Source organism: Pedobacter soli, assembly GCF_900101435.1.
Lineage (GTDB): Bacteria > Bacteroidota > Bacteroidia > Sphingobacteriales > Sphingobacteriaceae > Pedobacter > Pedobacter soli.
In genome coordinates this window covers 174,620-183,832 of record NZ_FMZH01000011.1, presented here as the reverse complement: position 1 = coordinate 183,832, position 9,213 = coordinate 174,620, and the positions used below count along the sequence as shown (strand labels likewise).

Annotated in this window: 8 protein-coding genes; all 8 read left to right on the top strand. The window is 39.4% G+C overall.

Translation table 11 applies throughout. The annotated features are described in order from the left end of the window. Positions 1-266 (top strand): hypothetical protein (locus BLR37_RS25530; protein WP_208599703.1); only part of this gene is annotated, 266 nt, incomplete at its 5' end. Positions 267-1,010: 744 nt separating this feature from the next. Continuing rightward, the gene (locus BLR37_RS20575; protein ID WP_090771890.1) at positions 1,011-1,946 is read left to right on the top strand and encodes an outer membrane protein assembly factor BamD; all 936 of its coding nucleotides are present in this window, start codon (positions 1,011-1,013) and stop codon (positions 1,944-1,946) included. A gap of 3 nt (positions 1,947-1,949) precedes the next feature. Further along, positions 1,950-2,276, top strand: coding sequence for a DNA-directed RNA polymerase subunit omega (locus BLR37_RS20570; protein WP_039477601.1), 327 nt, complete (start codon positions 1,950-1,952; stop codon positions 2,274-2,276). Between the two features lie 77 nt (positions 2,277-2,353). Further along, the gene (gene coaBC, locus BLR37_RS20565) at positions 2,354-3,550 is read left to right on the top strand and encodes a bifunctional phosphopantothenoylcysteine decarboxylase/phosphopantothenate--cysteine ligase CoaBC (protein WP_090771888.1); all 1,197 of its coding nucleotides are present in this window, start codon (positions 2,354-2,356) and stop codon (positions 3,548-3,550) included. Further along, a complete protein-coding gene (gene porD, locus BLR37_RS20560; protein WP_039477598.1) occupies positions 3,547-4,443 on the top strand; it encodes a type IX secretion system protein PorD in 897 nt (298 codons plus the stop codon). The genes coaBC and porD overlap by 4 nt, the downstream gene beginning before the upstream one ends. Before the next feature lie 423 nt (positions 4,444-4,866). Then, positions 4,867-5,238 carry a BlaI/MecI/CopY family transcriptional regulator gene (locus tag BLR37_RS20555; protein ID WP_039477597.1) on the top strand — a complete coding sequence of 124 codons (372 nt, stop codon included), beginning with the start codon at positions 4,867-4,869 and terminating at the stop codon, positions 5,236-5,238. Positions 5,239-5,332: 94 nt separating this feature from the next. Then, entirely contained in the window at positions 5,333-7,381 is a 2,049-nt protein-coding gene (locus BLR37_RS20550; protein WP_090771886.1) for a M56 family metallopeptidase, read from the top strand. Between the two features lie 107 nt (positions 7,382-7,488). Next, complete coding sequence (gene recN / locus BLR37_RS20545; protein ID WP_090771884.1) at positions 7,489-9,141, top strand: DNA repair protein RecN; 1,653 nt, start codon at positions 7,489-7,491, stop codon at positions 9,139-9,141. Positions 9,142-9,213 lie beyond the last annotated feature (72 nt).

The following is a 9,213-nucleotide window of genomic DNA, read 5'->3' as shown; positions in this document are numbered from 1 at the left end:
CCTTAATCATGTACTTCGATCAGTACTTCATTAAACCCGCTTTCGCTACATTGACATCTCTTTTAAGAACTTATTCGGCAGTAACCTCACGGTTGCCTTTATATATCTTCGGATTTCAGTTTCAGAAAGTCTTAGTTGTCTTTCTTCTGTTTCGTCCGTTTCAATCTTTTTTGTTTGCCTTCTGCGACATCCGCCGCTTCAGCTTTTTTGCCCTTCCTTTCGGTTGGGAGTGCAAAGGTAGGAATCTTTTTTTAACTTCCAAATAAAATAATTTTTATTTTTTCGTTTCACTTTTTCCTTCTCTTCGCTATTTCAATACGCTAATTTTATTTAACTTCCCGTTCCTTCCGAAGCGGGCTGCAAAGGTAACAATCTTTTCGCTATCTGCAAGCTTTATTTTAAAATAAATCCTACTCCTCTTTCTCCATTGCCAGCTTTTCAGTTTATTGCCCTCTCCTTCCGAGCGGGTTGCAAAAGTAGAAAAAATTAACACCCGCGCAAAGGATTTCGGCTGTTTTGTGGGCAGGTTTATGCTAAATAATTGGTTTACAGATAAAAATAATATTCATGGCCATAAAACAATTGGGGATTTGGGGTGTTATATGGGGATTTTTAGGCGCAGGCCAACCGTTTTTTCACCATTAAGGAGTTAAGGAAATTAAGGTCCAAGGCACGTTTTTTATTTTTTGGGCGCCTTGACAGGGTGTTTCGCACCGGCCGTGCCACCTAAACCCGATAGAACGTAAAGCCTGGAGCGAGGTACGAGTGAGGACTTGAAGGAATAGCGGGACTACCACATGCTACAATGCACAGGAACTTGCTTTGCTAAAGACATTACTATTATATATACATAAGATAAAACTCAATAAATAACGACCACTGCCCCATAATGCCATCTATATAATATATGTTAAAATTTGTTAACTGTATATTTGTACTGAATTGCTTTGCATAGCTTAGCGCCGAATTGTTTTTATTGATGTTATCGTATTATTAATTATCTTTGCAGAATGTTTAAAGTTAAACACTTAATTATTTTAGTATTTGTTGCCGCTTTGGGTGTGGCGGGTTGTAAAAGTCGGTTCGAGAAATTGAGGGCGAGTAACGACGTGGCTAAAAAATACCAGGAGGCGCTTCGTTTGTATAATAAAAGGGATTACAGTAAAGCATTGGTGCTTTTTGAGGATCTTTCTCAAAAATACCGTGGCCGTGCAGAAGCTGAAGACCTGAACTACTACTATGCTTATACTTTATATAGATTAAGTGATTATACTACGGCCAGGTATCAGTTTAAAAGCTTTGCAGATACCTATCCTGCGAGTAAAAATGCAGAAGAAGCAAGGTACATGGCAGCTTATTGCTATTATTTAGAATCGCCAAATTTCTCATTAGACCAAGAAAATACCTATAAAGCGATTGACGCTTTACAGCTTTTCATTAACTTATACCCTACCAGCGATCGTGCAGCTGCAGCGAGTAAGTATATTGCCACTTTAAGGGGCAAACTGGAAGATAAGGCTTTTGAGAATGCCAAAATGTATTTAACTACCGGCCCTAGTAATATTGATAACTACAGAGCTGCAGTTATTGCTTTAAAAAATGCACAAAGAGATTATCCGGATATTAAATATGCGGAAGAAATGGATTTCTTAATGATTAAAGCACAATATTTATACGCTAAAAACAGTTTGGTTTACCGTCAGGAAGATCGTTATAATGAAGCGCTTGCTTTATATACCGAATTTACTGAAAACCACCCTGAAAGCCAATATACCAAAGATGCCAAACAACTGAAAGAAGATGTTGAAGCTGGCATCCTTGCTACTAAACAAGAAATTGCCCTGTATAACAGCGAACAGGAAAAGTACAAAAAAATGCTGATCAGAGCCGGTAAATTGAAAGATACCGCTGCTGCTACAAATAAAACGGATATTAAAAACAAGTAATACATGAATACTAACAAACCTGCTGTACCAAACACTACAGTTACTAGAAACGTACACGATTTAGATAGAACTACAGATAACTTATACGAATCTTTAGTTGTAATTGCTAAAAGAGCAAATCAGATTTCGAACAACGTTAAAGAGGAGTTACACGGTAAATTAGCAGAATTTGCATCGAGCAACGATAATTTGGAAGAAATTTTCGAAAACCGCGAGCAAATTGAAATCAGCAAGCACTACGAGCGTATGCCTAAGCCTGTTTTAGTTGCTATTGATGAATTTTTGAACGATAAAATTTATCACAGAAACCCTGCTAAAGAACAAAAATAAGCATTGCGCATAGTGTTTGGAGCAAAGCGTTTTTATAGCATTACGCTCTATGCTCTATGCCCCCATGCGTAAACGCTATGCTAAAACATAAAAATATAATCCTTGGCGTTTGCGGCAGCATCGCAGCTTATAAATCAGCTTTTTTGGTTCGGTTGCTTGTAAAAGCTGGTGCAAACGTAAAGGTTATTCTTACCCCTGATGGTGCTAATTTCATTACACCACTTACCCTTGCTACGCTTTCTAAAAACCCGGTTTATACGCAATATTTCGAAGAAGAAACAGGCGTATGGAGCAACCACGTAGAATTGGGTTTATGGGCCGACCTCATCATTATTGCTCCCATTAGTGCCAATACCCTGGCTAAACTGGCTACCGGTATTTGCGACAATTTGCTTACTGCAGTTTACCTTTCGGCAAAATGCCCGGTTTATGTTGCTCCGGCGATGGATTTAGACATGTGGAAACATGAAAGTACACAGGCTAACATTGCAAAAATTAACAGCTACGGCAATACCGTAATTGCACCAGGCAGCGGCGAGCTGGCCAGTGGTTTATATGGCGAAGGCCGAATGGCAGAACCTGAAGAAATTATTTCGTTTCTGGACGAGGCCATTAAAAAGTCGATGCCCTTTTATGGTAAAAAGGTAATGGTAACGGCTGGTCCAACTTATGAGGCGATAGATCCGGTACGTTTTATCGGCAACCACTCATCAGGTAAAATGGGTTTCGCTTTGGCAGACGAATTGGCCAGACTAGGTGCTGATGTAACTTTGATAGCCGGGCCAACGGCTCAAAAATCTGATCAGAATGTTATCAGGAAAGATGTGGTAAGCGCACAACAAATGTTTGAGGCTTGCAACTCGGTTTTCCCTGAAACAGATATTACCGTAATGTGTGCTGCCGTGGCCGATTACCGCCCAAAAACAGTAGCCGCAAACAAAATCAAAAAACAGGATAGCAATCTGATACTCGAACTCGAAAAAACGGTCGACATTTTAGCAACCCTGGGTCAGGCGAAAAAGGCTGACCAGATTTTGGTTGGTTTCGCATTAGAAACCAATGATGAAGAGAATTATGCCAAAGGTAAGCTGGAAAAGAAAAACCTCGATCTGGTAGTTTTAAATTCTTTAAACGATAAGGGTGCAGGTTTTAAATCAGATACCAATAAAATTACTATTTTTAACAGGGCTTTAGAACGTACGGTGTTTGAAATGAAATCGAAAACCGATGTAGCCAAAGATATTTGCTCAGCTATTTTAAAAATTGCAAAATGATAAACAGGATTTTTTGGATATTGGTATTGTTAACCGGCTTTGGTAAACTACAGGCGCAGGAGTTAAATGCGCGTGTAACTGTATTGGCGCCTCAGGTGTCGAACATTAGCCGGCCTACGCTCGATGCACTTCAAAAAACCATCCGCGATTTTTTAAACAACAACAAATTCAGCAACGAAAGCTACAAAGCTCAGGAGCGTATCGAATGTAGTTTCGTAATCACCATCAACTCCTGGGATGGTGGATCAGGCTATACAGCCGAAGCCCAGATTCAAAGCAGCCGACCGGTTTTTAACAGCTCGTACAATAGCACCCTGCTGAACATGAGCGACAAAAATTTCGATTTCAATTACCTGGATGGTTCTACCATCGATTTTTCTGATCAGAATTATATTTCGAATATCAGTGCCCTCCTCACCTATTATGCCTATACCATTATTGGCATGGATAAAGATAGCTTTAGCAAAATGGGTGGCACACCTTTCTATAAAAAAGCTCAAAATATCATTAACCTGGCACAGGCCTCGGGCAATACAGGCTGGAAAGCCGCCGATGGTTTACGCAACCGTTTTTGGTTTAACGAGAACGTGCTCAATCCGATTTTTAGCGAGCTGCGCAGCTTTATTTACAGCTACCATTTAAGTGGATTAGATCAGCTAACCGATAACGATAAGGGCCTAACCCAAATTGTAGCTGCACTACCTGCCCTGCAACAAATGGATAAACAGAAACTGGGCTCCATTTTCCCGAATGTTTATTTTGCCTCAAAAGCCGAAGAAGTAACCAACGTATTGGCTAAACTTAATGTGCAGGAACGTTTAAAAGCCTACAACATGCTGGCCGAAATCGATCCGGCAAATATTGGTAAGTATGAAGGCCTGAAGAAAAACTAACTCAATGGTTAACTGATTAATTGTTTAAATCGGTTAACTGTTCAGTTGCGCATTCAACAACTAACCTTCTATCGGTCACCACCTAACAGTTAACCGATTAACCAGTTAGAACAATTAACCGCTTTATACAGTTTGCAGTTACTAATGACTAATGAACCACTGAACACGCTTAGACTTTAGGGGTGAAGACAGTTAACCGATTAACCAGTTCAAACGATTAACCTTTCAAGGGATGCAACTTTCCCACCTCTCCTGCGTCTTATAGCCAACAAACAATTAACCCTTTATTGGACTCCAGATTACAGTTAACCGGTTAACCAGTTTAAGCAATTAACCAATAAGTTAAATTTTTGTTAAAACATTTTGATATTACGAATATCTTCGTACATTTGATTACGAAATAATTCGTACAACCTGTAACATATGGCGAATAACAACATCAAACCAACAGAAGGCGAAATGGAAATCCTCCAGGTGCTTTGGCAAAAGGGGAATGCAACGGTAAGAGAAGTGCATGAGGCGTTGAACAAAAAAGACTCTGGCTATACCACCACCCTAAAGCTGATGCAGATTATGCACGAAAAAGGAATGGTAGAAAGAGACACTAACCAAAAAACACATATCTATAAAGCATTGGCCAGCAGAGATAAAACTGAAAAGCAACTGGTTAATAAAATGATCGATAATGTATTTAATGGATCCGCAGCACGGCTGGTAATGCAAGCTTTGGGTAACCACAGTGCAAGTGCAGATGAGATTGATGAAATTAAAAAATATTTAGACAGCCTTAAATAAGGTCAAAAGTTGAGGGTTGAAAGGTGTAGGGTTTAGATCCCTAATTTGAAATGATTACCCGGGTTTAACCCGTTAAAAAATTAAAACCACCATTATGGAAACTTTATTACAACAATTCATCAAAGCATTTGGCTGGAGCATTTTAAACTCCTTATGGCAAAGTGCTCTTATTTACGGTGTGTTATTTATCGTAATGCTTAGCTTACCTAAGCTGGCAGCCAGGCACAAGCATAACCTTGCCTTTGGCGCTATTATTTTAATGTTTATTGGCTTTGGCTATAATTTTATTAGCCAGATGCTGCTGAGCAGCAATAACCAGGCACCCGAAATTACCCCGCAAAATATTCAGGTCTATCAATACTTTAATAATCTGCCCCCTAGCTTTAGCAGCAAGGCCGAACAGTATTTCCCGGTAGTGGTAGCTTTCTATATTATTGGTATCTTATTACAGCTGTTTGTAATTATTAAAGGTTATAATCAGTTGGGAAAACTGAAAAAAGATAGCTTAAGCGCGATCCCAGAAAGCTGGAAAGCCATTTTCACCCAGGTAACTACGCAGCTTAAAATTAAAAAGAGCATTCAGTTCCACTTGTCGGCTATAGTTAATGTACCCTTAGTTATTGGTTACTTAAAACCGGTAGTATTGTTTCCGCTCGCATTGGTAAATCAATTGGATAACGATCAGGTAGAAGCCATTCTTATCCACGAACTATCGCACATCAGGAGAAATGATTTTCTGTTAAACCTGATTAAAACAGCCATAGAAACCTTGCTTTTCTACAATCCATTTGTTTGGATGGCAGGCCGTTTTATCCATATCGAACGCGAGCATGCCTGCGATGACCTGGTACTCAAAATTACCGGAAAACCATTAAACTATGCCCATGCCTTGCTTAAGCTCGAATTGCTTAAAGACAAGAACAGTCCAGCTTATGCACTGGCTGCAACCGGCAAAACCCAAAATTTATATCAACGTATTAAAAGAATAACCAACATGAAAACGAATTATTTAAATGCCAAACAACAAATGGCAGCCCTAACGCTTGGTGTAGCCTGCCTGTTTTCTATAGCCTGGATCAATCCGACAGAGAAGAAAAAAGAAACTAAAAAAACAATCAAACGGGAAATGGTGAGGTTTGTTGCTTCAACTCCAACTTTTAACCCTGCTGCCTGCACCGATACCACCAAGAAACGCAAAATCAAAATTGTAACCATCGATGCAAACGGCAAGAAAACTGAATACAATTCGGTAAAGGAAATGCCAGATAGCATCCGCAAAGATTTTTACAGGGATGAACTTTTTGCAGGTAAAAACGCATTCAGAATCCAGATGGATAGTGGATTTAAGTTTAAAGATTCGTTATTCAGGGTTAAAATTGATCGTGAGTTTAATTCGCCTGAAGCACAGGCTAAATGGAAAAAATTTGGAGAAGATATAGCCAAACAGTATAACTCGCCGGAAGCACAGGCCAAATGGAAAAAGTTTGGAGATGATATTGCCAAACAATACAATTCGCCTGAAGCACAAGCTAAATGGAAAAAATTCGGAGAGGACATGCAAAAGAAAATGAACTCACCAGAAGCACAGGCTAAATGGAAAAAAATGGCTGAAGACATGTCTAAACAATTCAGCTCACCAGAAGCGCAGGCCAAATGGAAAAAATTTGGAGAAGATATTGCCGCAAGAGTTAATACACCTGAATTCAGGGCGCAGATTGAGAACATGAAGTTAAATGGCGATTTAGCCAGATTATCAGCTATCCGTGCTGATTCTTTGGGCCATCAATTCAGAGATACTTATTTTTTAAAATTAGACAACAGTAACAATAAGGTAAGACAAACCGAAGAGTACAAAAAGCTAAGAGAAAAATTTGATAAAGAGGTAAAAGAACTGCAAGAGAAGATTGAGAAAAAAGAAAAAGTTGAACGCGGAAACAAAGGTACCCGTGTAATTCCTGCAGTTATGCTTTACAACAACAAAAACTTTACCAGCCCTGTTAAAGCATTAAATACCGAAAATGCTGTGGTAACCTATAAAAACAAAGACTTTAAAGTTGCCGATCAGCTGGCATTAAAAACTTTTATCAAAACCGACAATGTAAATCTGTTGGACAACAATAACATCAGTATTGTAGTTAAATAAAAGAAGTTAAACCACACAAATTGATTTGAGCAGCGAAGAGAATATTCTTCGCTGTTTTTGTTTTGCATCTACTTGTTGAAATAACTTTTTAGTATTTTCGCAAAGCTATGCTTCAAAAACTTTCTATTCGTAATTACGCATTAATTGACAGTCTGGATATCGAATTCGATAAAGGCTTAAATATTATCACAGGTGAAACTGGTGCTGGTAAATCCATCATACTTGGTGCATTATCGCTTATTCTCGGTCAGCGGGCAGAAAGCAAGTACTTTTTTAACCAGGATAAAAAATGTGTTATTGAAGGCAGTTTTAACCTGGCCGACGAAAATCTGAAAGAACTTTTTGAAGAAAACGACCTCGACTTTTACAAAGAAAGCCTGTTGCGCCGCGAAATTTCTATTGATGGAAAGTCGCGTTCGTTTATTAACGATACCCCTGTTAATTTATCGGTACTGAAACAGATTGGCGAAAAACTAATCGATATCCATTCGCAGCATGCCACACAGGAAATTAACGACACCGATTTCCAGTTATTGATTGTTGATTCGCTCGCCAGCCATGAGGTACTTCTAGCCGACTACCGCAGCGGGTTTAAAAAACTGAAGCAAGACAATAACCTGTTAAAAAAATTGGTGAACGAAGCAAGCGAAGCCAGAAACAGACAGGATTACGAGCAGTTTTTGTTTAACGAGCTGGAGCAAGCTAAATTACAGGAAGGCGAACAGGAAGAACTGGAACAGGAACTGGAGCGCTTAACACATGCCGAAACCATTAAAAGGGCATTGCTTACCGCCTCAGGTTTAATTAACGAAAGCGAACCTTCGGCACTGCAAATTTTAAAAGAAGCATCTTTACAATTGCAGGGGATAGAAAAATTCGATCCTGCGATTAATGTACTTTACGAGCGCCTGCGCTCGTCGATTATTGAAATCAAAGATATTACCGACGAGATTGCAACCATTGAAGAAAATACCCTGCATAGTGCCGATCGTTTGGAAATCGTAAACCAAAGACTCGATTTATTTTACTCGCTGCAACAGAAACACCGTGTAGCCAATAATACTGAGCTTCTGGCTCTTCAAAAACAACTGGAAGATAACCTGAATCAGCTTTTATCTTCAGATGAGCATATTGAAAAACTGCAAAAAGAAATTGCTCAACTGCGACAAGAACTACACAAAAAAGCCACGCAGTTAAGCACCAATCGAAAAAAAGCAATCAAACAGGTTGAAGAACAAACCAGCCTTACCCTGAAAAAAGTAGGCATGCTTAACGCCAGGTTATTTTTAGACCAGAAAGTAGTAGCCGACCTGAATAAAGATGGTTTAGACGAAATCAACCTATTATTTACGGCCAATGCCGGTCAGGCACCTGCACCAGTAAGTAAAGTAGCCTCAGGCGGTGAATTATCGCGCTTAATGCTGGCTATTAAAGCTTTGTTGGCTCAGCATACTTCGCTCCCAACCATTATTTTCGATGAGATTGATACCGGTATCTCAGGTGAAACAGCCTTGAAAGTTGGCGAAGTAATTGCCGGTTTGGGCAAAAACATGCAGGTAATTTCGATTACTCACTTACCGCAAATTGCTGCCAAAGGCGAATCGCATTATTTTGTACATAAACACGAAGACAACGGAAAAACTACCACAGGAATTCGTAAATTAAAGCAGGAAGAGCGTATTGGTATTATCGCCGAAATGTTAAGCGGTAAAAACCCAGGTGCATCGGCTGTAGAAAACGCAAAGGAATTGTTGGCGTAATGCATTCGTGCTGTCAGATGGTAACACCTATTTGTGCTGTCAGATGTTACCATCTGACAATAAATCTTTTGA